General features: G+C 70.3%; 24 protein-coding genes. 12 read left to right on the top strand and 12 right to left on the bottom strand.

What is annotated here, in order from left to right; genetic code table 11:
* The first annotated feature begins 218 nt into the window (after positions 1-218).
* Together ACFXMG_RS06230 and ACFXMG_RS06225 are read left to right on the top strand one after the other, a co-directional pair.
* Positions 219-629, top strand: a complete 411-nt coding sequence (locus ACFXMG_RS06230; protein ID WP_383818740.1) for a hypothetical protein — start codon at positions 219-221, stop codon at positions 627-629.
* Positions 630-791: 162 nt separating this feature from the next.
* Positions 792-1055 carry a hypothetical protein gene (locus ACFXMG_RS06225; protein WP_383818738.1) on the top strand — a complete coding sequence of 88 codons (264 nt, stop codon included), beginning with the start codon at positions 792-794 and terminating at the stop codon, positions 1053-1055.
* 125 nt (positions 1056-1180) lie between these two features.
* Here the strand turns inward: ACFXMG_RS06225 and ACFXMG_RS06220 are convergent, their stop codons facing one another.
* Positions 1181-4906, bottom strand: coding sequence for a hypothetical protein (locus ACFXMG_RS06220; protein WP_383818736.1), 3726 nt, complete (start codon positions 4904-4906; stop codon positions 1181-1183).
* Between the two features lie 356 nt (positions 4907-5262).
* A complete protein-coding gene (locus ACFXMG_RS06215) occupies positions 5263-5412 on the bottom strand; it encodes a hypothetical protein (protein WP_383818734.1) in 150 nt (49 codons plus the stop codon).
* 76 nt (positions 5413-5488) lie between these two features.
* On the opposite strand from ACFXMG_RS06215, the gene ACFXMG_RS06210 reads away from it, so the two are divergent.
* On the top strand, positions 5489-5914 hold the full coding sequence (locus tag ACFXMG_RS06210) for an SUKH-3 domain-containing protein (RefSeq protein WP_383818732.1): 426 nt from the start codon (positions 5489-5491) through the stop codon (positions 5912-5914).
* A 55-nt stretch (positions 5915-5969) separates the two neighbouring features.
* Here ACFXMG_RS06210 and ACFXMG_RS06205 read toward each other — a convergent pair whose 3' ends face one another.
* The 4 genes from ACFXMG_RS06205 to ACFXMG_RS06190 all read right to left on the bottom strand — a co-directional run bounded on the left by ACFXMG_RS06205 (position 5970) and on the right by ACFXMG_RS06190 (position 10338).
* Positions 5970-8117, bottom strand: coding sequence for a hypothetical protein (locus ACFXMG_RS06205; protein WP_383818730.1), 2148 nt, complete (start codon positions 8115-8117; stop codon positions 5970-5972).
* 176 nt (positions 8118-8293) lie between these two features.
* Positions 8294-9733, bottom strand: a complete 1440-nt coding sequence (locus ACFXMG_RS06200; protein ID WP_383818728.1) for a tyrosine-type recombinase/integrase — start codon at positions 9731-9733, stop codon at positions 8294-8296.
* Entirely contained in the window at positions 9730-9942 is a 213-nt protein-coding gene (locus ACFXMG_RS06195) for a helix-turn-helix transcriptional regulator (protein ID WP_383621955.1), read from the bottom strand. The genes ACFXMG_RS06200 and ACFXMG_RS06195 overlap by 4 nt, the downstream gene beginning before the upstream one ends.
* Before the next feature lie 111 nt (positions 9943-10053).
* On the bottom strand, positions 10054-10338 hold the full coding sequence (locus tag ACFXMG_RS06190; RefSeq protein ID WP_249463202.1) for a helix-turn-helix domain-containing protein: 285 nt from the start codon (positions 10336-10338) through the stop codon (positions 10054-10056).
* 269 nt (positions 10339-10607) lie between these two features.
* Here ACFXMG_RS06190 and ACFXMG_RS06185 point away from each other — a divergent pair, with 269 nt between their 5' ends.
* From ACFXMG_RS06185 to ACFXMG_RS06160, 6 genes are all read left to right on the top strand, one after another.
* Positions 10608-11531, top strand: a complete 924-nt coding sequence (locus tag ACFXMG_RS06185; RefSeq protein ID WP_383818765.1) for a hypothetical protein — start codon at positions 10608-10610, stop codon at positions 11529-11531.
* Positions 11528-12229, top strand: coding sequence for an ATP-binding protein (locus ACFXMG_RS06180; protein ID WP_383818763.1), 702 nt, complete (start codon positions 11528-11530; stop codon positions 12227-12229). Before ACFXMG_RS06185 ends, ACFXMG_RS06180 begins: the two co-directional genes overlap by 4 nt.
* Before the next feature lie 107 nt (positions 12230-12336).
* Positions 12337-13158, top strand: coding sequence for a DUF2637 domain-containing protein (locus ACFXMG_RS06175; RefSeq protein WP_383818725.1), 822 nt, complete (start codon positions 12337-12339; stop codon positions 13156-13158).
* A gap of 151 nt (positions 13159-13309) precedes the next feature.
* Positions 13310-13963, top strand: coding sequence for a hypothetical protein (locus tag ACFXMG_RS06170; protein ID WP_383818723.1), 654 nt, complete (start codon positions 13310-13312; stop codon positions 13961-13963).
* Entirely contained in the window at positions 13960-15669 is a 1710-nt protein-coding gene (locus ACFXMG_RS06165) for a mobilization protein (RefSeq protein ID WP_383818721.1), read from the top strand. Before ACFXMG_RS06170 ends, ACFXMG_RS06165 begins: the two co-directional genes overlap by 4 nt.
* A gap of 110 nt (positions 15670-15779) precedes the next feature.
* The gene (locus ACFXMG_RS06160) at positions 15780-16154 is read left to right on the top strand and encodes a hypothetical protein (protein WP_345284410.1); all 375 of its coding nucleotides are present in this window, start codon (positions 15780-15782) and stop codon (positions 16152-16154) included.
* A 206-nt stretch (positions 16155-16360) separates the two neighbouring features.
* Here the strand turns inward: ACFXMG_RS06160 and ACFXMG_RS06155 are convergent, their stop codons facing one another.
* The 6 genes from ACFXMG_RS06155 to ACFXMG_RS06130 form a co-directional block, all read right to left on the bottom strand.
* A complete protein-coding gene (locus ACFXMG_RS06155) occupies positions 16361-17347 on the bottom strand; it encodes an FAD-dependent oxidoreductase (RefSeq protein WP_383818720.1) in 987 nt (328 codons plus the stop codon).
* Positions 17344-17748, bottom strand: coding sequence for an NUDIX hydrolase (locus ACFXMG_RS06150; RefSeq protein WP_383818718.1), 405 nt, complete (start codon positions 17746-17748; stop codon positions 17344-17346). The genes ACFXMG_RS06155 and ACFXMG_RS06150 overlap by 4 nt, the downstream gene beginning before the upstream one ends.
* A 9-nt stretch (positions 17749-17757) precedes the next feature.
* Positions 17758-18957: a damage-control phosphatase ARMT1 family protein gene (locus tag ACFXMG_RS06145; protein WP_383818716.1), complete on the bottom strand. Its 1200-nt coding sequence runs from the start codon at positions 18955-18957 to the stop codon at positions 17758-17760.
* Between the two features lie 273 nt (positions 18958-19230).
* On the bottom strand, positions 19231-20145 hold the full coding sequence (locus tag ACFXMG_RS06140) for an FAD-dependent oxidoreductase (RefSeq protein ID WP_383818714.1): 915 nt from the start codon (positions 20143-20145) through the stop codon (positions 19231-19233).
* 4 nt (positions 20146-20149) lie between these two features.
* The gene (locus ACFXMG_RS06135) at positions 20150-20719 is read right to left on the bottom strand and encodes an isochorismatase family cysteine hydrolase (RefSeq protein WP_383818713.1); all 570 of its coding nucleotides are present in this window, start codon (positions 20717-20719) and stop codon (positions 20150-20152) included.
* A 23-nt stretch (positions 20720-20742) separates the two neighbouring features.
* On the bottom strand, positions 20743-21816 hold the full coding sequence (locus tag ACFXMG_RS06130) for a helix-turn-helix domain-containing protein (RefSeq protein WP_383818711.1): 1074 nt from the start codon (positions 21814-21816) through the stop codon (positions 20743-20745).
* A 293-nt stretch (positions 21817-22109) separates the two neighbouring features.
* On the opposite strand from ACFXMG_RS06130, the gene ACFXMG_RS06125 reads away from it, so the two are divergent.
* Genes ACFXMG_RS06125 through ACFXMG_RS06115 form a run of 3 tightly spaced genes read left to right on the top strand, consistent with a single transcriptional unit; the run spans position 22110 to position 25024 of the window.
* Complete coding sequence (locus ACFXMG_RS06125; RefSeq protein ID WP_383818710.1) at positions 22110-22577, top strand: NUDIX domain-containing protein; 468 nt, start codon at positions 22110-22112, stop codon at positions 22575-22577.
* 3 nt (positions 22578-22580) lie between these two features.
* Positions 22581-23228: a hypothetical protein gene (locus ACFXMG_RS06120; RefSeq protein WP_383818708.1), complete on the top strand. Its 648-nt coding sequence runs from the start codon at positions 22581-22583 to the stop codon at positions 23226-23228.
* Complete coding sequence (locus tag ACFXMG_RS06115; RefSeq protein ID WP_383818707.1) at positions 23225-25024, top strand: DUF4254 domain-containing protein; 1800 nt, start codon at positions 23225-23227, stop codon at positions 25022-25024. The genes ACFXMG_RS06120 and ACFXMG_RS06115 overlap by 4 nt, the downstream gene beginning before the upstream one ends.
* Positions 25025-25053 lie beyond the last annotated feature (29 nt).

Genomic DNA, 25053 nt, shown 5'->3' with positions numbered 1-25053 from the left:
GCAGGTAACGCTCCTGCAATCAGGAGCGCGCTCACCTCACACGACTAGATTCACTGTCAAACGACTCGATTGGATGGCAGAGGACAAACCGGATGCTCCCCGGACTTTCCCAGGGGGATCCCGGAGTCAGCGTCATGGGTGCCATCGCATGGGGGCGGAACGCCGACGCCCCGCCCTCATGTCGTGCCCCGGCTGGACGCGTTGATAGAAACCCCGTCATGACATACCGATTCACTGCGCGTGTCGCCACAACCGAGATCGACCCTGACGGCTACTTCACCGAGGCTGCTCTTGCCGAGGGCGAGGACGGAAGCGGCTTCATCTTGATGTTCATGGCAGGCGAGGAAGACCCAGGTGATCAGGAGGTCGCCCTGGGCATGGACACGCACTGCCTGGTCACAGCCGGGCAGGGGACCGCGTACGGCTGTGTACGCGAAGCCGTTCTGGCAGGTAACGTCCTCCGCGTCTCGCTCCGCCCTGAGGCACTGGCAGACCTGCGCTTGAGCGATGGCGAGATCGAAGCCGTCATCGAAGCACCGCCCAGGGACGTCGTCCTGTTCCGAGAAGTCCTCGCCCAGGTGCTCTCCTACGGACGCGCCGATGCTTGGCCCACTCATGTAGCCGTCTGAGCCAGCTACCGGATCGGGTCCGGAGCAATAGTCAAGAGTTGTGGATGGGGCCTTCCGGGGGGGGTGATCTCGGTGGCTGCGAGCGGGGTGTTTTCGCGCACCTTCGAGGCGGTGTTGGCGGACAACAGTGCGGTGTAGTCCCCAGTGTGTCAGCATCAACGCGTGGGCATCTTCGACTCTATTGGGCGTGGCCTCGGTAGCCTCCGCCCTCTGTCCGACGCGGAACTCGCAGACGAGCGCGAGGCGCTGCGCCAGCGTTACGTATCTTGCGAGGATGTCAACGAGGCGGATCGTCTCTACGACGAGCTGCACCGCTACGACGTAGAGATGATCCGCCGCGCAAACGAGGCATATGCCCGCGAGAACCCGAACCCACCAAAGCCCAGGCATCGTGAGCACGGATGGTACCTGTCGAAAGACGAATAGGACTTGTCCGGCCAATCACGTGACGGCTTCATCACCCGTCGTTGATGTGGACATGGGGTGGGCTGATGCGACGCCTGGTGCCCTGCGGCGGGCTGCCAATTGGTGCCCGCCGCAGGTAGTGGTCGCTAGCAGGCCGTGGCACGTTCCACGTCGTTGGCGTAGCGGCCAAGGGCCTGTCCGAGGCCGGCCCGGCCCTCGGTCCCGGGTTCGGAGGTGTCGACGGCGTCCTGCGCGGCTCGGATCACGGCGTGGGCCCGGTAGTCGATCTGGTCTTGGCTCCCGCCGGTGCCAGCCACCAGCGTGGTCAGGATCCTTAGAGCATCCGGGTTCTGGGCACTGCGAGCGGCTCGCTGCGCGACCCTGTCGGGGTACTTGATGTCTGGGGTGGCGGCAACAGTGCGCAGGGTCCGGGTCAGCCACTGGCGCTGGTCGGTTCCTTCGGCGAAGGCGAAGTGGCCGATACCTGCGAGGGCAGGTGCGAGGGCGGGGTCTCTGTCGACGAGGTCTAGGGCCTGGTCCCAGAGCTGCAAGGCGCGCTGGTGCAGCGGGTGGGGGCCGGCGACGTCTTCGAGGGGTAGTGCCCGGGCGATGTCGCCGAGGAGCGTCGAGACGGCCGCCGGGCCGCCGTCACCGCTGATCAACGTGGCGAGGAAGTCGGTGTCGAAGGTTTCCGGGGAGTGGAGCAGGGTGGTGGCGAACCGGTCGAACACCTCCTCGGGTGCACCGGTGCGCAGGTAGCCCATGACCTTGCCGGGGTCGAGGTTGCCGAGAACCGCGAACTCGTTGGGGCCGAGGCGGCGGAGCGAGCGCAGCCATGTGTGGATCGGGGCGGACGGCGCGGCGAGGTCGAGCAGGATGGCCTGGTGGTTGGTGTACCAGGGCAGGGCGTAGTGGCGCAGCGGGGTGAGGGCCGCGCCGATGGCGGCCAGGGCACGGTCGTCGCGGCCGTCGGTGACGAGCTCGGTCAGCAGGGTGACGGCTTCGGCGGGCAGCTCACCGTGGTCGGCTGCGCGGCGGACGGACCACTGGAGGATGGCGACCAGGGCGAGGCCGCCGGAGGTGGCGCTCGCGCTGACGTAGGGGTTGTCCGGGACCGAGGCGGGCGCGGTCCAGGCGCGGACGGCGGTCATCAGCCAAGTGACGGCCGCGGCCTCCTCCACGCCGGGGTCGGCCCCGAGTGCCCAGACCTGGCGCAGCAGCTGGGCCACGATGTAGCGGGCGCGTTCGTCGATGCCCGGGTCGTCGCTGCCTTCACCTGCTTCGAGCTGGTTCTTCAGGTCCCAGGCGGCGGTGCAGGCGTTGGTGAGCAGTCGTCCGTCGTCTTCTGTGAGGCATGCCTGCTGCCGGTCAGTGTGCAGGGTCTGCAGGTAGACCGTGCGCAGGTCGAACGAGCTGAGGGTGGCCGCGACGGCCGAGATGTCGGCCGCCCAGGCCGCGGGGTCCGCGTGGATGGCGGCCTCCAGCATCCTCAGGTCCATGCGCTTAAAGTAGTCCCCCTGCGACGAAGCGCGTGCCGAGAGCTCAGCGGCGCCCTCAAGGACACCGTGCTCCTTGCACCGGGTAACGAAGTCCGCCACCGTGCTTTCGCCGGGGTCAGGGTACGGCCCAATCTTGATCAGCGGCTCGGTGAGTGCCGGGGGCGGCCCGGTGAACTCGGCCAGCAGGTCCACCACCGGGCCCCAAGGCGCCAGCACCGATGCGGGCGCCACCTCGGAGAGGCAGTAGACGGTCCGCCAGACAGGCTGCAGAGCGGACTCCCACTTCACCTCCGGCATGTCGGCCGCATCCTCACCGAGCAGCTCGGCCAACGCCTCCGTGCCGCCGAGTACGGAGGCGAGCGTGCGGGCGAGACGGGCGTCGTCGTCGGCCAGCTCGGCGCGAGCGACCCGCAGTGTCTCCGGGCCGGGCACCGGGCCAAAGCCTTCGGTCAGGGCCGCCTCGAGGTCGACCTGGTCCGCCGGTTCGCAAGTGCCGATGGCCACCTGGACGAACCGGCCGACGTCCGGGGTGAGGTAGGTCATGGCGCCCAGGCGAGCGAGCACCGCAAAGGCGGCCTTCCACCACGAGACGTCCGCCGGCGCGATCTCGGCGGCGTCCACCAGGTGGACCGCGATCAGCCGCTCGCGCTCCCAGCCGCCCAAGGTCTTGGCCGTCCAGGCGCCGGTCCGTTCGGCCAGGCTGGTACCTGCCTCGCTGAGCCCGATGCGAGCGAACTCGATGCAGGCCGCCGCCGCGAGCCGGGCCCCTGTCAGCGCCCGGTCCCCAGCCAGGCTAGGCGCACGCAGGTCGTCGCTGATCTGCAACTGGCCCTGGACGCCTTCGACCGCAAGGTGGGAGGCCAGTACGGCCGCGAGTCCGGTGCGAACCCGCTGGGCCAGTTTCGGGCCACCCGTTTGGCCGGCCTCCAGCAACTGGGCCAGCACGGTACGGATGCTCCAGGAGTCGGCCGCGGAGCCGTCCGACCCGACGGACAATGCCTTGACCGCCGCCTCCACCCACGCGGCGTCCCGGTGTGCCGGCAGGGTTTCCTGCGCCCAGTAGACCGCCCTGGTCCGTACGCCGTGGACGGGGTGCTTCTTCAGCGCGCCGGTGACCAGGGCCGCGCCGTGGCTGCCGAGGTGCCGGCACAGCAGGACGAGATCGGCGGTGGCTCCGGGGCCGGACCGCCAGATCGTCTCCAGGTGCTTGTCCTTGTTCAGCCACTCCACCAGTCGGGCGGGATTCTCGTCGGCGAGACGCGCGAGGTAGGGCCTGGCCGGCCACCGGTCCTCCTCCGGGAGAAGCCGGACAGGGTCCAGTTTCTCCAGCCAGTCCCAGCCGGTGAACCGCGTGAACAGGTAGGGGGCGGCAGCGGGGTTGTGCAGGTTGTTGACCTTCTGGATCTGCTCGGGAGTCGGGGAAGTGACCGCGCCGAGTGCCACCCACTCGGGGGCCTGGTCGACAACCGTGGCGACGAGCTCTTGAATCAGGGCCAGGCAGTCGTGCAGCATTGCGACCGCCGTCACCGCGTTCGCCTCGCGACCAGGGTGTACGGCCGCGTTCCCGATGCTGTACTGGTCAGTCCAGAGCTTGAATGCCGCCTTCTCTGCCTTGCCCGGCCGCTGGCCGGTCTCGTTGTGGACCACCATGGTCAGCTGCATGATCCGGTAGGAGCCCTGCTGCTCCTCCATCTCGCACAGCCGCGCGTAGGCCGCACCGATCGCTTCGAGCCGCCGATCGAGCACCGCCTGACGTCGGAATTCCTCGTCCGACCGGATCTTGTGGAGCTCGCGCAGCGCGACTGTCAGAGGGTGTCCGACGGTTAGCGTCTGGGGCACCGTGGTCCCGAGCCCGTCGACGGCGTCCAGCACCTTCTGGGTCGCGCCGAGCGCCGAGATTGGTGGGTAACCTGCTTCCGCAGCCGCGGTCCGGGAGCGGAGCAACTTGGCGATGGTCTTCCCGAGAGTACTGTCCGCGTCCACCTTTTGGGGGAACATCGGCAGGGAGTCCAGGACCTCGATCAGGCCGTCCACCAGAGTCGCGGTCTTGCGAGAGCTGTCCCTGTTGAAGACCGTACCGAGGGACCTGGAGACCTCAGCCTGGGCCGCCTTCAGCCCCTTGTAATTGCTCCCGCCGATCTCCATCAGGCGCTCGATCGCAACCCGGCACATTGCCTGCGCGGTGACGTACGGCTCTTCGCGGTCTTCCGGCTCGCACAGCATGGCGCAGATGTCGCGCAGCAGGCCCAGCACGACCGAGCCTTCCTGCTTGGGCCCGAAGTCCTGCAGCCGCAGGGCGAACAGAGAACCTTCCGCCAGCAGCGCTACGTCGTCCGCCGATGGCCTGATCTGGTCAGCCTCGAAGATGGTCACGTCGGCACGGTACTGGTGCGCCGGCCAGCGTGGCGATCAGTTTCGGGGAGGGGGGACATTAGTCCGGCGGCCCGTCCGCGAGGTGGGGAATTACGTGAAGCCGAACACGCGACTCGTGGGAATTTACGTGACCGTCGACAAGGCGGCTCACCAGGAGATCAGACGGCCCTCCGGTGTGTGGGTGAGCGTCACGCAGCCGATCCAGTCACCGCTTTCCGGGTACTCCCAGTTGTCCGCGTCAGCCAGGGCGTTCAGCAGCTCTTCGCGAGCGAGGGGCGGACCGGACTGTTCGCCGGCTCCCCCGCCCGGAGGCGTCCATGGGATGACACGACACACATCGATCCACCCCCTGTCGATCAGGGCAAGGAGGATAGGAGCAGTTCTCCAGGCGACGCCGATGCAAGGGGTTCGTCCAGATCGCCGCGGACGCCCGGGAGGATGTCGATCTCAAAGGCGTTGAGCATGAATGCGCGCTCGGCGGCGGAAAGGTCTTCTGGAGCGTTCACACCGGGATCGTCGCACGGCTGATGCTGGTGGCCAGGGCCGGAGGGGCCGGAGGGGCCGGAGGCATGGTCGTCCGAGGTGGAGCGAGTTCTACGGGAGGCGGGCTGGCGTCCCGGGCGGGCTGTCGATACGACCGGCTGGAAACAGCAATTGGAGCAGGACGGCTTCCGCTCTCATGCCGCTGCCGAGGACTTCCTGGGCGAGTTCGGCGAACTGGTGGTCGGGCACGGAGGTGCAGGCATCACACGCGCCCGAGAACCCTTCGATCTGGACCCGCTCCTGGCGCCGGGCGAAGCCGACCGCTTCGACGAGTGGGGCGAGGAGATCGGCCACCACCTCTTCCCGGTGGGCGAACTCGCCGGTGGTCACGCGTTCCTCGGCCTGGGCGAGGACGGTGAACTGTACGTCGTCGCCAACTGGCTGGCCCGCTTCGGCCGTATGCCCGAGGCCATGGAGAACCTCGTTCTCGGCGTCATGCCCGTTCGCATGCCGGAACCCGAGTAGGCCGGGGCGCAGGAGAACGTCCCGCGCCGCCGGCTCAACGCTCGTGGTCGTCCACTCAGGACGTCGCGGTATTCCTGAACGTGGCGAGGAGCGCCCGGGCGCGGTCCCGGAAGGCTTCGTCCTGGCGGATGATGCGGTTCTCAACTCCCGAGCGGACCACCCGGGCGTCGCCATCGGCGAGGACTTCGAGCCGGCGCAGGTGGTCGCCGCTCAGGACGGCGCCTCCGAGGGCTTCCAGGGCGTCGCAGGCCCCTGCCGGATCGGCGTCCGACTCGGCGGACGCCAGGGCGGCCGAGGCGAGCGCGGCGTGGTCCAGAGCGGCAGGGTCCGCCACGGCTACGAGGGCCAGCGCCGCGGCCGGCGCCTGCACCGGATCGTCGAGGGCCGCCTCCAGCCTGGCGGTGAGCGGACGACCGGCCGGGCCGAGGAGCGCGGTCGCCCGGGCGGCCCTCGCCACCGACCAGCGGGTCCACTGGCTCTGCGCGGCGCGGTCGAAGACCGACGCAAGGACGGCGACGACGGGTTCCGGGTCCCCCGTGACACGCCACAGGGCTTCGGCGAGGGCCGTGTCCGTGTCCAGCGCGGGCGTGGTGTCCTTGCCCGGGTCACTGAGCGCCCCACGCAGGAGTGGCGCCAGAGCCGCTCCTCGGGAACCGAGCGCGGCAGCGGTCCTGGCGGCATCGCGCACGTCTGGGCCACCACAACCGAGCTCCTGTTCGAGGCATCGGAGCAGCGGCGCGGGATCGTCCGTGAGGTCGTACAGGGCCTTCGCCGCCGGGAGGACGTCCCGTTGGGCTGCCGCACGCAGCGCGGCGACGGCCATGTCGCGATCCGACGGAGCGCAGTCTGCCGCGACGGAGACAAGAGCACGTGTGGCCTGGTCAGGAATATGGGGGACCGCTGCGCACAGCTCGGGCAGCGCAGCCGCCGCCTCGGCGCCCCACCCGGCCAACAGACTGGTCAGCTGCCATGGTTCGTTGCCGCTGAGCGCCGCGGGCTGGGAGAGGCGGGAGCGAACGGCATCGAGGAGTTCCCTGTCGAACGGGAAGGCCGCGCTCTCCGCGTCCCACAGTCCGGTCGCTGCGTCGAGGGCACGCGGGCGGTGCCCGAGGCCGGCGGCGAGGAGCGGGGCAGCCTGCTCGGGTGCGACGAGCACGAGTGCGGCCAGAGCACGGTCGGCATGATCGTCCTCCTGGTCCAGGTTCCGTCCCGCAAGAGGGGCGAGCACGTCCGCAGCCGGTTCGGCAGCGCGGGCCAGCCGCCCCAAGAGAGACGCCATGTCCACCACTGCCTTGTCGTCGACAGCCGCCGCACGCAGGCTCTCCACCAACTGCTGTGGGGCACTGCGGGAAAGCATGCAGGCGCGGTCGGCCGCCCAGGCGCCTTCGGCCCGGACCTCGGCCCGGCTGTCGCGCAGGGCCGCGTCGATCAGGGCGAACGCCGCCTCCCGCTCCGGTCCGCGATCCCGCCCCAGGAGGGCCTCGACGACGGCGGCCAGCGGCTCGCCGCGTTCGAGGTCGAAGTCGGAACGCAAGGAGTCGGCCGGCAGGAGCGTCAGCATCGTCGCGTGCAGGGAATCAGACCACGGAGCGCCTGCGTCGAGGCAGGCGAAGAGGGCGGCCAGCCGCACCACGGCAGGCTGGGACGGGTCCAGGACGGAAACCGCCTCAGCCGCTCCACGCTGCGGGTCGAGCCGAGCGATCCCGGCCAGGACCTCGGCCCGGACGGCGGACTCGATCTCCTCCGCCCAGCGGATCTCCAGGGCGGGCAGGACGGTTCTGCCGTCGCGGGTGTGTGAAACCGCCCAGGCGGCGGTCCGCCGGACGTCCGACTCGGCATCGGCCAGCAACGGCAGAAGCAGCTCCAACTGCGCGGCCACGGCCGCCCGGACACCACCCGGCGCCACCCCGTACTCGTCCTCGCTCTCGGCCATGCCACCGAGCAACCCCAGGACGTCAGCCGTACGGTGGCCCGCCGCCGCGATCCTGGCGAGGAACGGCACCGCTTCCGCGCTGGCCGCGTAGACCGTCCCCTGATGCAGCACGCTCCCGTACAGCTCCGACAGCGCTTCGGACGCCGCAGCGGCGTCCGTACCTGTCAGAGCCCGGAGCAGATCGGGAACGTCTTCCGCGCTGCCGTACGCGTGGGAGGAGGAGGCCCAGGGCACAGCATCCAGGCCGTCGAGCGGGTGTGCGAGATCCATGCGGGGCATGGTGCCATCCGCCCCTGACAGAGCCTCCCGCAGCCAACTGCACGGCTCCTCGGGCATCCTTCCCACTGGTCGCAGTAACCGGCCGCGTCACGCGACGGCCTATCGGACCTAACGGCCTTCAAGACACGGCTCGGCCGGCAACGCACGATAAGCATCACGTCGAAGCGTCACCGTGCCTGAGCATCTCTCGCCGAAGAGACTGCGGCACGAACAGGGCCGACGCTCGAAGGCAACCGCGGACCGGGCAGGGCCTGGGGCCCTTCGATGCGCTGCTGGAGTTCGGCGATCTGGCCGGTGATGCAGCGGGCGTAGGTGGAGAGCAGGACCGGGACGCTGTTGCCGGCCCAGTCGGCGACTTGAGCGGGCGGGATGCCGTTGTTGAGCCAGGTGGTCAGGCAGGTATGGCGGAGGTCGTACACGCGCTTGCCGACGGGCGAGTCGTACTCGTGCTCGGGCAGGACGGCCTCGCGGGCCTTGGCCCAGATGCGCCGGTAGACCGAGCCGGCCAGGAGGCCGCCCTTCTCTCCGGGGAAGAGCAGGTCGCCGGGCTTGAGCTGATCGCGGGCGATCAGGTCCCGGAGGCTCGCGACCAGGTCGGGGTGGACGGGGACCGTGCGGGTGTCCCCGGATGCGCGGCCCTTGAGGTTACGGGTCTCGTGGACCTCGCCGTCGTCGGTCCAGTGGCTGCCGACCTCGGGCTCTGCCGTGTGGACACGGAGCTCGCCCCAGCCGGCCACGGGCAGGACGGCGTCCTCGACCCGCAGGGCAACCGTTTCCTCGGGGCGTAGACCGGCGTAGTACAGGGTCGCGAAGAACACGGTGAGTCGGTGGCCGGTGCGAGGGCGGGCGGCGATCCACATGAGCAGCGCGGCCACCTGGTGGGGGTTGAGGAGAGAGCGCTTGTCGACGGCGCCGGAGGTTTTCGGGGCAGCGTTGTCCTCCTTCCCCTTGGGCATGGGGTTGGTCCGGAGGACGTTCTGGCGGACTGCGTGGCGCAGGGCCACGTTGAGGATGCGGCGGTAGCGCTTGGCTGAGCTGGCGGCAGCCGGCGTGCCGTCGAGGACGGTGTCGAGTGCATGGAGGACGGTATCGACGTGCTTGGTGTCCTCCCAGGCGCTCATCGGGAGCGAGTTGCGCCGGATCCAGGCCAGGATCGCCCGGTACTCGGGCAGGGCCTCGTCCCGGCGGTTCTTGTTGAAGGCGTACTCGCGCAGCGCCTTGCGGACGTCGACGCCCTCGTACTGGACCGGCTCGACGCGGAGGAGCGCGAGCGTGGCCTTGGTCAGGGCTTTGGCAGTGCTGATGCGGTTGTTCGCCGAGATGCGGGACCACTTCATGTCGACGTACTGGAGGGCGAACTCGTACCAGGTGATCTCGGTGGACGGCGCGGCGTGGGAGGCCGGACGGCCGGTGTCCCGGTCGAAGGGCTCGCCGTTGTTGGCGGCGACGAGCAGGGTGGCGCGGAAGGACTCGGCGAGCGCGCTCTTCTTGAACGTCTCGCCGTGCCGCCGACCGTCGACGGACCACCGGACGGTGTAGGTGGTGCCGCGCTTCCCCTCGTAGACCTCCGTCTTGTAGAAGCGGACCTTGTAGGACCGGTTGGTCACGCAGCGGCCTCACAGTCGATGAGCCAGTTCTCCAGGTCGCTGCGGCGGACGCGCAGGCTGCCGTTCGGGAGTTTCACGCACTGGGGCGCGCGTCCCTTCTGGCGCCAGTCGTAGAAGGTAGACCGGGAAATCCGCAGCTCTTCGCAGAGCTCGTCGACGGTGAGCTTTTCTTCGGAGCGGCGGGCGGCGGTTATCGGGGATCGGCGCAAGGTTTCCCTTTCGGTAAATGGGCATGACTCTGGCAGGAATCGGATCGACGGGCGTTCCGGGACCCACAATGATCCGGAGAATCCCCGGTTAGGGAAACCGGGGATCGTCGGCTATGTTTCGCCCAGCCCGGCCGCCCCTGAGCACGCGAGGGCGTCGACGAGAAGCATCTGTGGGGCGATTCCGAGGGCTGTGGCGATGGCGACGAGATCGTCGATGTCGCAGCGACGGACGGTGCGTTCGATGCGGGAGAGCGCGGTGAAGGTCATGGGACGACCGAGCGCGGTGACGCGGGCTGCGAGCTGGCGCTGGGAGTAGCCGCGGGCGGTACGGGTGCGTTCGATGGCGTGGGCGGCGGCGTGTCCGGCGGGTCCGATGGCGAGGGGTCGTGGCGGCATGGGTGGTGTTGTAGCTTGCGCGCCGACCGGTCCGGAAGGGCATTCCTGTCTGCCGTGAGCGATGCCGATCGCGCGGTGATTTTCGGCGGTGATTTCGCCGACCGGGAATTCGCCCCTACAGTGGCCGGACCCCTCGGCACGACATGCCGGCGAGTTGCTCAGAATTCCTAGAAAAGTCTGGACTTCTGCGCACCAGGTGTGGCTGTGTTGGCCATGCACCCCGGCGACGCCGGATTCCCCCACCCCCTCCCGAAAGGCGGTCGATCGCCATCGCCCGTATCCGCACCATCAAGCCCGAGGCGTTCTCGTCCGAGTCCCTCGCGGCGGTGTCCCTGTCCGCCGAGCGGACCTTCTTCGGACTGCTCACCCAGGCCGACGACCAGGGCCGGTTCCGTGACCAGGCCGCGGTCATCGCCGGCCAGCTGTGGTCGCTGCGCCGCGAGCACGGGCCGGAGGCGGTCGAGGACGACCTCATCCAGCTCGACGACGCCGGGCTGATCTGCCGTTACGAGGGCGGGGACGGCAAGCGGTACCTGCACATCGTCACCTTCGCCAAGCACCAGAAGATCAACCGGCCCAGCGGCGTCCGGACGCCCCCGTGCCCGCACCATGATCTCGGGGTGCCGCGTGAGCCCTCACCGCAGATGCGGGGAGCCCTCGCGGAGAGTTCCGCGAGTCGTCCGGGAGGGCTCACGGAGCCTTCCGTGACACGACCGGGAGGGCTCGCGGACCCCTCCGGGAACGACGAATCCGCAGGTCAGAGCCGTTTCCGTGAGCACTCACCGCAGTCTCACGGAGGACTCCCCGAGCCCTCCGTGAGCCCTCACCGTGCGGATCTAGGACCTAGGAACAGGGATCTAGGATCTCCCCCGTTGGGGGGCGCAAGCGCCCCCACGCCCGACTCGGTCTCGGCGAAGGACCTGATCGGCGAGTACGCCGCCGCGTGCCCCCATCGCCCGCCGCAGGACGTGCTCGGCCATCTCGGCCGCGAGGTGAAGAAGCTCCTGGCCGAGGGCATCTCCCCGGATCACATCCGCGCCGGCCTCGACCGCCACCGCGCCAAGGGCCTGCACCCGAGCACCCTGCCCAGCCTCGTGCACGAGGCCATGAACGCAACCCTCACCACCACCACGCCCCACCAGGCGTGGACCAACCCCACCGACACCGCCGCTGCCTACGGAGGCGACCTCTGACCGCCACCGCCCTCACCCGCGCTCCCCAGCAGCCCGCCCGTATCACCGGCCGACTCGGCGACATCCTGGCCCGGCGCGGCATCGCCCCCGACGCTGCCGCCCAGGAGCCGGCACCTGAGCCGGTCACCACACTGGAACTGGCCGAAGGACGTATCCCCGCCCGCTACCGCCACGCCCTCGCCGACCACCCCCAGGTCACCGCCTGGGCGGACGAGATCGCCCGCGCCGGACGCCCCGGCCCCGCCGGCGCACCGGGCATCGCGGAGGGCCCCTCGCTGCGGATCGTCGGCCCGACCGGCACCGGAAAGACCCACCAGGCATACGGCGCCATCCGCACCCTGCTGGCCGCCGGGGTCCGCCTGCGCTGGGAAGCCGTCACCGCCGCCGACCTGTACGCCCGCCTGCGCCCGCGCCCCGGCTTCGACAGCGAGCGCGACCTGCAGGGCCTGATGCGCTGCCCGCTGCTGCTCCTGGACGACCTCGGCGCGGCGAAGACCAGCGAGTGGACCGAGGAACTCACCTACCGGCTGATCAACCACCGGTACGAGCACCTGCGCCCCACCCTGATCACCAGCAACCTCGCCACCGACGCGCTGCGTGCGGCCCTCGGCGACCGCGTCGCCTCCCGCCTGGCCCAGATGACCGAGCGCGCCACTCTCGACGGCCCCGACCGCCGCCGCACCAGACCCGCCGCCTGACGCCCGCCGCTACGCCACGGTTCCTCCCCCAGCCGTCCGGCCCCTCACCACGGACGTCTCACCACCCTGCCCTGCCCTGCCCTGCCCTGCCCTTGGAGCGTCTCCGCTTGCCCACACCTTCCCCTGCCCCGCACCGCGCCGACTGGTACGTCCTCCTCGCCGCCGGTGCCGTGATCATCGCCCTCACCGCCGTCTCTTTCTGGCTCTCCTACGCCCACCTCGCCGAGGTCGCCGGAGAACACGGCCTCGGCAACTCCCCCGCCCGCATGTGGGCCTGGCCCGCCACCCTCGACGCCTTCGTCGTCGCCGGTGAACTCCTCATGCTCCGGGCCGGTCTGCACCACAGGCCCGACTGGTGGGCCATCGCCCTCACCGCCACCGGATCCCTCGGCTCCATAGCCCTCAACGTCGCCGGCGTCACCGGCACCCGTGATCCCGCCGACGTCCCCGTCCTCGACTACGTCGTCGCCGCCATACCCCCGACCGCAGCGCTCCTCGCCTTCGGCGTCCTCATGCGCCAGATCCATCAGCACCTCGCCTACCCGTACCGTAAGGCGCACCTTGGCCATCTTCGGGTAGCCGGATCTGCGGTGACCGAGCACCCGCGGGAAGGGGACCGTCCCCGCCCACATCCCATCCCCGCCCCGTCCGCTGCCGAAGGCCCAAACCGCGCCACCGAGGCAGCCACTGCCGTCGAGCCCCCGGTACGTCCGCGCAAGGTCGGCCGCCCTCCGACCGGAGACCTCGACGAGTTCGTGCGGATCGTCGAGCAGATGGAGGGCGAGCAGACCCGAAAGGCCATCCGGGCAACCCTCCGCGCCGCCGGCCACACCATCAGCAACGGACGGCTCACGGAGCTTGTAAACCGCCTCGACGGAACGGTCCCCAAGGGGCCGTCCGAAACACCGAGCACCACTGACCGGAAATAACCGCAGGTCAACCCCATTCCGGTCGGTCCGGGTTGCCCCAACCCGGACCGACCGGCTCGTCCCCTCCGCCTTGCCGGACAGTCTCCAGCCCCGTCGAGACATCCACGAAGCACGGACTTCTCCTCCCGCCGCCCCACCGAAGGATCCCCGCATGACACCCACCCCGCAGCACCCCGCCCCTGCCTCGACGATCCCGCCCCAGCCGAACAACCGGCCCGCACTGCCGCAGAAACCCACCCACGCTGCCCCAGGCGAAGCAAGTTGGGGCGGAAGCAGTGCTTCCGCCGTACCCGCCCCCGAAGGGGCGGGAGAGGACCTGCGCCAGGGGGCGCAGGTCCTGGAGGCTTCGACCGGGGGCGGATCGAAGCCGGGGAGCGAGGAGAAGCCGAAGTTCCGCCGTCGCGAGCGCCGTGCCCGTCAGCGTCCGCGTCAGCCGCCCGCGAAGAAGCGTCATCACCAGCACTCGACCCGTTTCAACGACGACGAGTACGCGCTCGTCGCCACCGCCGCCGCCCAGTGCCATCTGACCGTCGCCGGCTTCCTCGCCCGTGCAGCCCTCGCCGCAGCCCGCGACCTCGGCCGCACCAGCGCTGAGATTGCCACCGAGCGCGACATGCTCACCGCGCTGTTCGACAGCCGGCGCAAGCTCGGCTGGGCCGGCAGCAACCTCAACCAGGCTGTGAAGGCCCTCAACTCAGGCGCGGACACACCTCAGCTGGAGGCCGCCACCGCAGCGGTCCGGCGGGCCGCCGACGCCGTGCACGCCGCCGCGACCAGCATCCTCGAACGACGGCAGGCGGCGTGATCCCCAGCATCAACCCGCCCGGCGACCGGACCATCGGCCTGCTCGCCTACCTCTACGGCCCCGGCAGACGCGAGGAGCACGTCGACCCGCACCTCGTCGCCTCGTTCGACGGCATGGCCCCCGACCCCAGCCGCGACCCGAACACCACGCTGAAGGCCCTCCAGCAGCTCCTGGACCAGCCCGTCCAGGCGCTGCCGGAGCACGCCCGTCCCGCCAAGCACGTCTGGCACACCTCCGTCCGCACCGCGCCCGGCGACCGGATGCTGTCCGACGAGGAGTGGGCCGAGGTGGCCCGCCGGATCGTCGCCGCCACCGGCATCGACCCCGGCGACGGACAGTCCGGCTGCCGCTGGGCCGCCGTACGGCACGCGGACGACCACATCCACATCGTCGCCACCCTCGTGTGCGAGGACGGCACCCGGCCCGACGACTTCCGCTCCGGCAAACGCGCCCAGGCCGAGGCTCGGCTCATCGAGAAGGAACTCGGCCTGCACCAGGTCGCGCCCGGGGACGGCACCGCCGCCCAGCGGCCCACCAGCGCCGAACGGCACAAGGCCGAACGTCAGGGCCGCGAGCGCACCGCCCGCGAGGAACTCCGGGAGACCGTACGACGAGCCGTGGCCGGCGCGACCGGCGACGAGGAGTTCTTCGACCGCCTGGCCGCCGCCGGCCTCCTGGTCAAGAAGCGCGTCGCCCCCTCGGGCGACCTGCTCGGCTACAAGGTCGCCTTGCCCGACGACCGCAACAAGGACGGCGAGCCCGTCTACTACCCCGGCGCCCGCCTCGCCCCCGACCTGTCCCTGCCCCGGATCCGCGAACGCTGGTCCATGGACCAGCCCGAGTCTCCACCGGCTCCCGGGCCGGTGGCACCGTCCGCCGCACGTCGGCATGCAGCAGCTGCGCTCTCAGATGCGGTCCTCGTCGTCCACAACGGCGAGGACGCCGTCGCCTCCGCGCACATAAGCGCCACTGGAGAAGTCCTCGACGCGCTCGCCAAGACCTCCGCCGCCCACACCCGCCACCAACTACGAGAGGCTGCCGAGGCATTCGAGCGTGCCTCCCGCTCCCACATCCGCGCCGCACGCGGACACGACCAGGCGTTGCGGCAGGCCGCCCGCGAACTCGTCCGCGGCGGGCCGGCCCTCGGCCGCGGCGAGGACGGCGCCGCCACGGCCATGGCGATCGACATGCTGTTCTTCCTGATCACCGCCGTCGCGCACTGGCATGCCAGGAAGGGCCACGCCCAACAGGCCGAAGCAGCCCACCGGGCCGCCGAGCGCCTACGTGGCGCCTACCGGGTCGCCGCCGAGCAGCCGCTCGCCGTCCTCCACCAGCGCGGTCGGAACCTCGCCCGCCCACTGCTGGAAAGACAGGCCGACGCCGTGCGGGCGGCGATGCCGGAGCTGGCTGAGCAGGTACTGGCTGAGCCCGGCTGGCCGTCCCTCGCCGCCACACTCGCTGACGCCGAGGCCGTCGGCCACATCTCCACCGACCTTCTTGCCCGCGTGGCAGGACGCCGCGAGCTGGGCACCGCAGAGTCGGTCAGCGACGTACTGGTCTGGCGCGTACGGAGGATGGCCGATCTGCCCGCCGACTCGTTTCCCGAGTACGTGACCGCTGCCAGCCTCCAGCGTGATTCTGCCGTGCCAGGGACAGTCGATGCGCTGGGAGCCGGCATCACAAACGGCCCCGTCCGACGACGCTAAGCCGCAGGTCGAGCGGCGCAACATAGTCGAGAATCCCCGATTAGCCTAACCGGGGATTCTCCGCACCATGGACCTATCAGCACCCACCCCACCATGTGAGGAGTACACCCTTGCCCGAAACCGATTCCTACCTCCGCGCCGACGTCTTCACCCTGCTCGTCGACACCGACTTCCGGCTCCGTCCCGACACCGGCACCTTCTCCCACTACGACGGCCGCCCCTTCACCGACGAGGAACAGGCCACCGTCCTCCTGGCCAACCGGGACGAGCTCGAAGCAACCCTCGAGGTCCGTCTCCTCATCGACACCGAGATCCAGAAGAAGGTGGGAACCGCCGGACTGAACATCGTCCTGGCCCCGTACGACGACCAGCCCAACGAGGACTTCACGCTCGGAGACGTGATCACCCACCGGCCACAGGACGGCCCCTCCGACATCGAGCGCCTCGCCTACGTGATGAACGGGTTCGTCCCCGACGGGCAGTAACACCAGCCCCAGGCACCTGAGCCCATAGCACCGGTCGACCCGACAGCAGGCTGGCCTGGGAACCTCGCTCAACACGAACGGCAGCCGGGATCATCCGCGGCTGCCGTTCGTGTCGGAGGCACCCGCCCAGGGCACCGATCAGCTGGTGGGTGTCGCCCGTAATGCGAGTGAGGCGGACGTGCGGGAAGGCATCTCCGGCTGGTCCTTCATGGCCTGTCTGCCCTGTCGGCGGCCAGGAAGCTCGCAGCCTCTTCGGCACAGCCCCACGAGAGCGTGACGCCGGCACCTCCGTGCCCGTAGTTGTGCACCACCACGGTGGCGTCCTCCGCCCGCTCCGCCTCCACGCGCACCATGGCCCGGGTCGGCCGGGCGCCGAGCCGGTGCTCCAGGACACGGGCCTTGGCGAGACGGGGTTCGACCTCGGCACAGCGAGCGAGGATTCCGGCTGCCGCCTTCTCGTCGGGGGCAAGGCTGCCTTCGCCGTCGAGAGCGGTGCCGCCCAGGACAACGGTGTCGCCGTGGGGGTAGAAGCACAGCAGGTCTGGTGAAAGGCCGGTGTCCTCGGAGAAGAACTCGGTCAACCCCGGGTTGGTGACGACGACGTGCTGGCCGCGGATGGGCCGCAGGTCATGGTCCGGGACCAGTTCCTGGGCACCCAGGCCCGTGCAGTTGACGATCAAGGCAGCGGGGCCAGCGTCCGCAAGCGAGACCAGGCGCCGCCGCTCGACCGTTCCTCCAGCGGCGTCGAGACGGCGCAGGAGGTAGTCGAGGTAGGTGGGCATGTCGATCAGCGGCACCGTGAACCGGTAGCCGGCCGAAAACCCGGCCGGCAGTTCAGTCGGCTCGCACGGCCGGAAGCCGGGCAGGGTGGTGGCCCAGTCCGGTGGTGCCTCGGCCGTGCGGGACGCCTCTATGCCGCTGGTGAGCCGGACGCCCGTGGATGGGTCGTCCGCCAATCTGCGGAAAATCTCCAGGGACCGCTGCCCCCACTGGTCGACCTTGTCCTTCGGCTCGACCAAGTACGGTCCCCACATCGCCCCGGCCGCCAGCGAGGTGACGCCCGGCACCTGCTCGGCGATCACGTGCACCGAGGCTCCGGCCTCGGCCAGAACGACAGCGGTGGTGAGCCCTGCCACTCCAGCCCCGGCAACGACAACGGGCACCTCACTCTTCAAGGACGCGACGGAGTTCACGAGAGCAGAGCCTCATCGAGGTAGTTCTGCACCGGCCCGAACAACCCGTACGGCACGTACTGCGGGATCTCGCCATGCGTGGCCCAGGCCAGGCCGGCCACCTCATCAGCACTCGCCACGACCGCCCGGCCGCCGACGGGGCGGCATGCGATGTAGTGGATCTCCCGGCCTGTCATGGGGTGCACCCGTTGTCCCAGCACACTCTGGGGCACCACCAGGAGCCCGGTCTCTTCCTCGGTCTCACGTGCTGCGGCTTCCCCGGGAGTCTCCTCGGATTCGATTTTCCCTGCCGGGAACTGCCACGAGAGCGCCCCTTCCGCCACACGTCGCCGCACGAGCAGGACTCGCTCGCCCCGCACGACGACGGCAGCGGCCACCGCTCTCTGGGCCTCGACCGTCACGAAGATCCCCTACCGTCGCACCTGAACCAGCGCGTGCGTTCCACTCGTACGCCAGGCAGCCCCGGACCGTTCGAGCCCGTCCAGCACTTCCTGCTCCAAGCCGACGATGACGTCGGACTTCAGGGTCCGGAGCGCCGCGACGGCCCCCGGGAAGTACGCGGTGAGATCGGCGAAGGACGCCTTGGCGTCCCACAGCCGGTCGCCCACCAGGCGCCGGTAGTTGAGGTCTCCCTTGAAGACGGTGAGCGTGGCGCTCTCGAACTCGCCGCGGAGGTCCTCGGGCATGTCCTCGTACGGCAGCGGAGCACAGAAGAACGGGTGAGTGCGGATCTCCAGGCTCCCTGCTGCCACGGCCTTCCACAGCCTGCCTCCGATCACACTGGCTTCGCCGGGTGCCTCGGTGAGGCGGCGGAGGCAGTCGACGGCGTCGGCCGTAATCGCGTCGGAGACGTAGTAGGGGTACGGCTTGAGGTGAAGCACGACCTGTTCGGCATGCCGCTGTTCGAGGAGGTGGTCGATGAGAATCAGGTCCGGGATCAGCTCGCGCCCCGCATTGTCCGCCACCACGGCGACGGTCGAGGAGCCCCCGACGGGCAACAGCTGCCACAACAAGGCGCTGTCGTCAGCCACCAGCGCGGAGGCAGCGGCGTCACCGGCTGCCGGCTCCCCCGCCGAGACGCGGAAGCCGAGGTCCGCCCGGTTGCCCCAGAGCGACGCGTGGAGCAGGGCAGCAGCCCGCTCGTCCGCCGGAACGCTCGCGAGCGCGTCCAGGGCCCGTAGTTCCTCCTCCACGGCCTCACCGCGCAGCTCGGCCCGTTTGAACGGCGCGAACGGATCTACTCCCCGCCACGGCCCGGTGCCGGAGTACCCGACCGCGCCGAGGAGCCTGCGGTAGAAGTAGCTCTCCGCCCACAGGAACGGGGCGTCGTACCAGGAACGCCCGAAGTGCTCCTGCCCCCAGTCCGCCCAGCGCTCACGGTCGTGCTCCCCGGAGGCAAGCGGCTCAATGAGGCCATGGGTGATCTCGTCCAGCAGGGCGTCGAGGGCCTCGTGCTGCCGGCGGCCGTACGGGAAGGCGTCTCGCACCTGCTGGATGAGGGCAGGATGGCGCTTAGCCAGCACGGCCCAGGCGAACGACCCGGGCTCGTTGCTCAGGATGACCGGTGCTCCATTCGCATCGCCCGAGCTGCGGGAGGTCTTCTCTGTCATGGCGTCCAAGCCCTTCGGTTCTCGCTCACATGTCCATGGTCCCCGCAGGTCACAACGCCAGCAGCGCTGCCTACCAGCACCTCACCCGTCGCCGGAGTGAGACGTCCATACACCCGGACCTTCGATCTGCCGCTGAGGTGGGAAGTGAACCGGTCCGTCCCCAGACGCCGTACCTCGATACCTCCGGTTCCCGGCCCGATCGCCACCCCAGCCTCACTGATCGCGGAACTTCCCCTCTGAATGCCATCGTCGTCGCATCCCGCCGGCGTGGTCTCAGCCCTTGGCGAGAAGTTCCCTGGCCGCGTAGTAAGCGTGCAGTGCGGCCTCGCTTCCGGAGCCCATGGCAGTCATGATCCGCTGGAAGCGGGCGGAGCGGAGGTCGCCTGCCACGATGACGCGGGGGTGTTGGTCGGTCGGCGGGCAGTATCCGTCCAGACCGCGAGTCAGGTCGCCGGACGGGGCGGTCGGGGCATTGCCGATGCTGAGGTGGACTGCATCCGCCGTGATCGCCTGCCGTTCGCCGTTCCGGCCCACCGCTTCCACCGACACCGCGATGCCTTTTCCGGTCCGGAGCGTCAGGTGCTCCACGGGAAGGAGCGTGACCCGGGGGTCCTCGCGGATCTCCTCGATCTTGTACGCGTCGGCCGCCGGGTACGCCACGAGCAGGCGAGTGTCGGTGGTCGGGTGGGCGCGCAGGAAGGTGCCGATCGGGCGGTCGCCGCCGAGGACGAGGAGGGTGCGACCCTCGGCGTCGTCCGCCTCGGCCTGCCAGAGCGGGGGCAGGGTCAGGCCGTCGGGGGCGGTGATCCAGGGGATGTCGCGGGGCTGGAGCGGGCCGACGCCGGTGGCGACGATTGCGTACGGGGCGGTGAGACGGGTGTCGGTGTCGAGCGTGACGGTGACGCGGACCTCGTCGGCGCGGAGTTCGGTGACGTGTCGGCCGAGTTCGAGACGGCACAGCTCCGTGTTCTTCAACTCCGCGACAATGGAGTCGGCGAGCTCGGGGCCGCTGGTGTGGCCGCCGAGGACGTTGTTCAGGGCCGGGATCCGGTAGAGGGTGCGGCACAGCCGGTCCGGCTCGATCAGGATCGAGCGCATGCCGACGCTGGCGGCCATGCGGGCAGCGGCGCAGCCGGCCGGGCCGCCGCCGATGATGATCAGGTCGGTGTCGTACAGCGTGTCGGCCATGGGGCTATTCCAGCACCGGGGTCCCGGCGTACGCAGCGAGTTGGCCGATCACGTGGTCGGTGGTGACGAGTTGGCCGGTTCCGATCAGGCGACGGACGACGACGAGGCCGGCGTCGTGGACGTCGGGGCCGGCGTCGCTGGCGCAGGCGTCGGTGACGATCCAGGGCGCGTAGCCGTACTCGAAGGCGTCGGCGGCGGACTTCAGGACGCAGCTCTCGGTGGCTATCCCGCAGAAGACGAGGTCGGTCCAGCCGGCCCGGCGGATCAGTTCGGCGGCCTCCGGAGTGAGGAGCGTGTACCCGGTTTTGTCGACGACCGCGTGCGCGTCGGCGGCAGCGTTGGCCAGCTCGGGGACGATGTCGGTCTCGGGTGGTTCCTGGAGCCGACGCCACTGGAAGAAGCGCTCGTAGGGGCTGTCCGGATAGTTGAAGTACCGGGTGAAGACCACAGGCCGTCCGGCGGCGGACCACTGGGCGACCAGGTCGGAGACCGCGGGAACGGCGTGGCGGCTGTGGTGGTTCACGAAGCCGTTCTGCATGTCGATCACGACCAGCGCGGCGCTGCCGATGTCCATCCGCTGTCTCCTGCCCCGTGTTCTCACCCGACGCTCTCGCGTAGAGCGTCCTGTGCGGCGCGCAGCCGTTCGGCCAGCCCGCTGGTCTTCATGATGGCCTCCCGCATCAGGACGTGCTGCGCGGTCTCCTGGGCTCGGGCGGTGGTGAGCCGGGAGTAGGCGGCGCGCAGGAAGCGCCAGCCGTACTGCTCGGGCATGGAGGGGTCCTGGCCGTCCTCGATCATCTGCTGGATCTGGCGGGTGAAGCACCACAGGGCCTGGACGGTCAGCTCGCAGGTGACCAGCTCGTCGATGGTGAGGCTGCGCTCGCGGGAGTGGGAGGCGTACGCGACGCCGGACCAGCCGGCGTAGGCGGTGGAGACTCCCCGCACGCCGAAGGACACGATGTCCGGGTGGTCGAAGCCGGTGGCGAGGAGCGTTTCCTCGACCGTGCCATCCAGGGGCGCGGGCCCGCCCGGGGCACCGCGGTCGACCAGGACGGAGGGCGTGGACAGCAGGCGCAGTGCGGTGTCGTAGGCGTCACCGGTCCAGGGACCGGTGGTGAGCCAGTACAGGGAGAGGACGTACTCGGGGTTGGGGACGCTGGCGTGGGCCTCGTCCAGGAGGTCGCGGAGCTTGTCCCGTGCCCAGGGCAGGTCGGAGGCGTAGGAGCGATAACGCCAGACGGCGAGATCGGTGAGCGCGGTGGGATCGTGCGGCTGGACGAGGTGGAAGACGGCTACCCCGCACGCGAAGACGTGCAGGACGCAGTCCTGCGCTTCGGGGTGGTCCACGCGGGCCGAGGAGGACTCCAGCCACTGGTCGTCCGCGCTCGGTGTCATGTGTGCGCGGAGCCGGCCGGCGTGCTCGACGCCGATGAAGACCGGCAGAAACTTGTGGGAATCGACCTCGATCCGGCCTGTGGCGGGCGGAGCAGCACCCTCCGTTCCGAGGGCGGCCGCGAACCGGGCTTTCGCGTCGCTCGACGCGCGATCGAGTGCGGTGTCGAGGACGGCCTGAGATTCGGCACGGGGTTGGTAACTCGCTCCACCGCCCTCCCAGTTCGACACCGTCCGGTCGCTGACGCCGAGGTAGGCGGCGAAGTCCCGCAGGCTCATGCGCAGGGCGTCGCGTAACAGCCGGGCTTCTCGGCCGGACCATCGCTGCACCGTGACCACCGTCGTACCCCCTGTCCGTCACCCGGTGGAACGCCGAAACGCCCAGCGTAGCCAGCCTTGTTCAGCAGTGGTGCGGCATTGCTGCAGCACCCGTACGTCACACCCCGCCATCGGCCTCCACCATGCTGGGTCCACCGAGCCGGGAAGCTGCCGGCCGCGACCAGGCGGTCCTCCGCCACCAGGCGGCCCTCCGCCCGTTCTCTCCTGTACCACCACCAGAAGGAGCAATCGGCATGACCGACATCGTCAAGCGCAACGCCCGCGCCATCCTCCTCGACGGCGACGAGCTCGTCCTCATCAAGCGCACCAAGCCGGGCAGGGAGCCGTACTGGGTGTCCGTCGGCGGAGGGGTCGAGGCGGACGACGCGACCATCGAGGCGGCCCTGCACCGGGAGGTGTTCGAGGAGCTGGGCGGCAAGCTGGAGCGCGCCGAGCTCGTCCACCTGATCACCGACGAGCTGGAAGGCGGCCTCGGCGTCCAGCACATCTTCGCCGCGCGCCTGGAGTCGATGGACCTGGCCGCACGGACGGGGACGGAGTTCGCCAAGCCGGAGCGGGGCGGGTACGAGGTGGTCCGGGTGCCGTTCACCGCCGAGGCCGTCCGCGAGCTGAACCTGATGCCGCCGGAGCTCGCCGAGTTCATCGCCGCGAACACGGACGCGATCGTCTCCGTCCTCGGCACCCCGATCCGCGAGGCGTGAGCGATGGCGCAGGTCCCGGACTTCGTCAGCCTCAACGGTCCTGACAACGTGGGCAAGACGACCCACCTGGTACGGCTGGCCGAGCGGTGGGACGGCTTCCAGCCGCTAGGCGCGGTCCACGAGCACGACCCCGAGCCGTGGGCGCGGGCGGCGGCCGGCGACTACGCCCGGTGGTGGTTCGAGACGTCCACGACGGTCGAGCTGACCGAGATGCTGCTCGCCGGGCACGCCAAGCGGGCCGCCGCCCGCGAGGCCGGGCGTACAGGGCTGCTCGACCGGGGCCTGTCCATGCTCCTCGCCGTGGCCACCGCGACCTGCGTGGTCAAGGACGGGCTGACGGTCGGCGAGGCGTTCAAGACCGTGACGGGCATCGCCGGTTCGCGAGCCACAGCACCGGAGGTCTCGATCCTCCTGCTCCCGTCCCTGGATGCCGAGCGCAGCTACGCCATCACCAGCGCCCGCGAGGGCCGCCCGTGGACCGGGATCTACCCGGCCTACCAGAGGACGCTGCACGCGGTCCTGCTCCACCAGGCAGAGCACGGCGCGTACACCGCGGTCGTGGACTGCGAGGACCGCTCCCTGGACGACGTACACAGCGACGTAGTCGATCGCCTTGGCCTCAGCCCACTCACTGATGGGAGTCCCCGATGACCCAGAACTCCCCGCCCCTGGTCCTGCCGCCCGGCCTCGCCCGCGCCATAGCCACGCTCCAGGACAAGGACCTGCACCGCCTTGACGACACCGTCACCCGGCTCCACACCGTCAACGGACGCCTGTGGGACACCGAGGACCGGGTGCGCGGCGCCCTGCTCTCCGCCGCCCAGGTCGCGGACTGCAAGCGAGAGATCGACCAGCTCAACGCCGAACGCAACGCGCTGGCCGAGCGGGCCGACGAGGTCCTCGGCTCGCTGGCGGACGCGGGCCGCGCCGACTCGCCGCTGCACACCGAGACGCTCGCCTCCGTCGTCGACCGTCTGTCGGTGCTGACGCTGCGGATCTGGCACAGCGAGCGCGCGGCGGCCCGGGACGAGCTGGCCCGCCGGCGAGTCCCTGCCCTCCATGGCCAGCGGGAGGAGCTGTGCGCCGCCCTCGACGCGCTGGTCTCCGACGTCGTCGCCGGCCGCCGCCGGCTTCCCGTACCGGCCCGGTTCAAGCTGTACGGCCGGGACGACGCCGCCCCCGCGGAGATCAAGCCGAGCCGGCACCTGCGCCGGGTCCTCGCCTTCGGTGGGCTGAGCGAGTGCGGCAAGAGCACCAGCGCCGAGTTCGTCCAGCGTACGTGCGGTGCCCAGCGCCTCAAGATCGGCTTCCTGTTGCGGCAGGCGGCTCACCGGGAGGGCCTCGCGGACCCATACGCGCTCTCGGCCCGTCGGCAGGCAGAACTGCTGCTCAGCGAGCTGAACCGCTTCGCGGACGCCCACGTCGACACGCGGCTGTTCACCATCGAGTCCGTCCACGACGACGCCTCGATCGCCGAGCTGAAGCGGCTCATGGGTGACACACTCCAGATCGTCTATCTGGACGCCTCCTTCGCCGTGCGCGTCGAGCGGTCCGGGACGCCGGCCCATGCCGTCGCCGCGAAGGACGAGATCAAGATGAGCCGTGGCGCCCACCAGGTCGCCGCACTCGCCGACCACGTCATCGACAACACCGGCAGCATCGCCGCCCTCCGCGCCCGCCTCCGGCACATCGCCGCCCCGCCCGCCGCCACGGCGCTGCGCGTGGCCACCCCGTACGGGCTGGGACTGCCGGCCGCCATCGCCTCGGCGACGGCCGACTTCACCGACGCGGTACGGGCACACGGCCCCGGCGTGCGGCTCGCCGCCCTGACCGGCAGCCCCGGCGAGGGCAGTTGGATCGCCGGCTGGTCCGACCTGGACCTCCTCGTAATCGCCGAGCACGAGACCATCGGCCAGGTGCACGAGGCCCTGGAGCAGTACGGGACCGCCCTGGGCGGTGCGGCCTCCCTCGGCCCCACCCTCGTCACCCCCGGCGAACTGACCGCCCGGCGCCTCACCCCGCGCCTCGCGTTCGTCCTCCACCAGCTCCAGCAGGGCAGCCCCGTCCTCCACGCCGCACCCGACCTCGAACTTCCGACGATCAGCCGGGACGATCTGGCGTTCGCCGCCGTCCGGGAACTCCCCCAGGTCATCCTGACCATGCGCCGACTGCGCGCCCATGCAGGACCAACGGCTCTGCGGCAGCTCTACAAGCACCTCGTGCTCGCCTGCCGCCTCCTCCTGCGCGAACACAACCAGTGCGAGTCCGGCCCCGACCGGATCCTCGCTGCGGCCTCCCGCATGCCGGGCCTTCCCGCCCTCGCGGTGCCCTCCCTGGCCGAGATCGCCAGCGCCTGGCGCGACGGCGAGGCCGAGCTCGTGCTCAAGCCCGTCTGCGCGGCTGTCGACCAGTTCCTCGCCTGGTACGCCGCCCAGCTCGCCGCCTGAACAACCTTCCGCTCTTCCTCCTTCTCCTC

Origin of the sequence: Streptomyces sp. NPDC059201 (genome assembly GCF_042754585.1) — a bacterium.
GTDB lineage: Bacteria > Actinomycetota > Actinomycetes > Streptomycetales > Streptomycetaceae > Streptomyces.
The sequence above is the reverse complement of the archived record's forward strand: the minus strand, read 5'-3'. Positions and strand labels throughout refer to the sequence as shown.

Coding starts and splice junctions, on each gene's coding strand:
- ACFXMG_RS06230 (WP_383818740.1), top strand. CDS start 219: ATGACATACCGATTCACTGCGCGTGTCGCCACAACCGAGATCGACCCT.
- ACFXMG_RS06205 (WP_383818730.1), bottom strand. CDS start 8,117: ATGGATCTCGCACACCCGCTCGACGGCCTGGATGCTGTGCCCTGGGCC.
- ACFXMG_RS06190 (WP_249463202.1), bottom strand. CDS start 10,338: ATGCCGCCACGACCCCTCGCCATCGGACCCGCCGGACACGCCGCCGCC.
- ACFXMG_RS06170 (WP_383818723.1), top strand. CDS start 13,310: ATGACACCCACCCCGCAGCACCCCGCCCCTGCCTCGACGATCCCGCCC.
- ACFXMG_RS06145 (WP_383818716.1), bottom strand. CDS start 18,957: ATGACAGAGAAGACCTCCCGCAGCTCGGGCGATGCGAATGGAGCACCG.
- ACFXMG_RS06140 (WP_383818714.1), bottom strand. CDS start 20,145: ATGGCCGACACGCTGTACGACACCGACCTGATCATCATCGGCGGCGGC.
- ACFXMG_RS06135 (WP_383818713.1), bottom strand. CDS start 20,719: ATGGACATCGGCAGCGCCGCGCTGGTCGTGATCGACATGCAGAACGGC.
- ACFXMG_RS06130 (WP_383818711.1), bottom strand. CDS start 21,816: ATGAGCCTGCGGGACTTCGCCGCCTACCTCGGCGTCAGCGACCGGACG.
- ACFXMG_RS06125 (WP_383818710.1), top strand. CDS start 22,110: ATGACCGACATCGTCAAGCGCAACGCCCGCGCCATCCTCCTCGACGGC.
- ACFXMG_RS06120 (WP_383818708.1), top strand. CDS start 22,581: ATGGCGCAGGTCCCGGACTTCGTCAGCCTCAACGGTCCTGACAACGTG.
- ACFXMG_RS06115 (WP_383818707.1), top strand. CDS start 23,225: ATGACCCAGAACTCCCCGCCCCTGGTCCTGCCGCCCGGCCTCGCCCGC.